The sequence below is a fragment of the Flavobacterium wongokense genome, from assembly GCF_021608265.1.
Classification (GTDB): domain Bacteria; phylum Bacteroidota; class Bacteroidia; order Flavobacteriales; family Flavobacteriaceae; genus Flavobacterium; species Flavobacterium wongokense.
Genome location: NZ_JAKIHP010000024.1, coordinates 1 through 608, shown reverse-complemented (window position 1 = coordinate 608; position 608 = coordinate 1). Strand labels below are relative to the sequence as shown.

Below are 608 nucleotides of genomic sequence, written 5' to 3'. Positions count from 1 at the left end.
AAGCCGCGGAACGTTATGCGTCAGCTTCACACGAACGCGTAAATTCGAGACCTTAAATCAACAATTGAGAATTAGAAATTGTTGATAAATTATATAATGACATTAGCCTACTATCAAATTTTCTTATAACTTTGTTTCCTGTAATAGAAAAAACAAATAGTAGATTATGAAAACAGATTTTGAAAAAGTTAAAGATGAATGCGAAAAGTTGCAAAAGTCAACTCTAGCAAAAAGAATTCCCGATAACGGAAAGTATTCACATGAAAAAGTGGTTGAAAATTGGTCAAGTATTGCATTTTGGTTTATAATGTCAGATTTTGACAATTTGAAAAAGTATGCCGAAAAAGTAATAAATAATTCAGATGAAGACAGACCAAAACTCAGAGCTGCAATAAATGAATTACTGTTAGACTTTGTAACTAAAAATTTCAAATTGATTATGACTCAAAGTTAATGGAATTAATCAAATAGAAATTAAAGCCGAACGCATAACAGCCGTTTCTCGCAATTGCGAATTTTGTGGTAAGTTCACGTTTGCGTTTCGCGAGAATTTTTATCTTTAACGGAAAATATAAAGTTCCGAAGCTCGCAACTGACGAGAAGCGGCG

General features: G+C 32.4%; 1 protein-coding gene. It reads left to right on the top strand.

The annotated features are described in order from the left end of the window. Positions 1–166 precede the first annotated feature (166 nt). Positions 167–454, top strand: coding sequence for a hypothetical protein (locus L1S31_RS14855; protein ID WP_236465564.1), 288 nt, complete (start codon positions 167–169; stop codon positions 452–454). Positions 455–608: the final 154 nt, after the last annotated feature.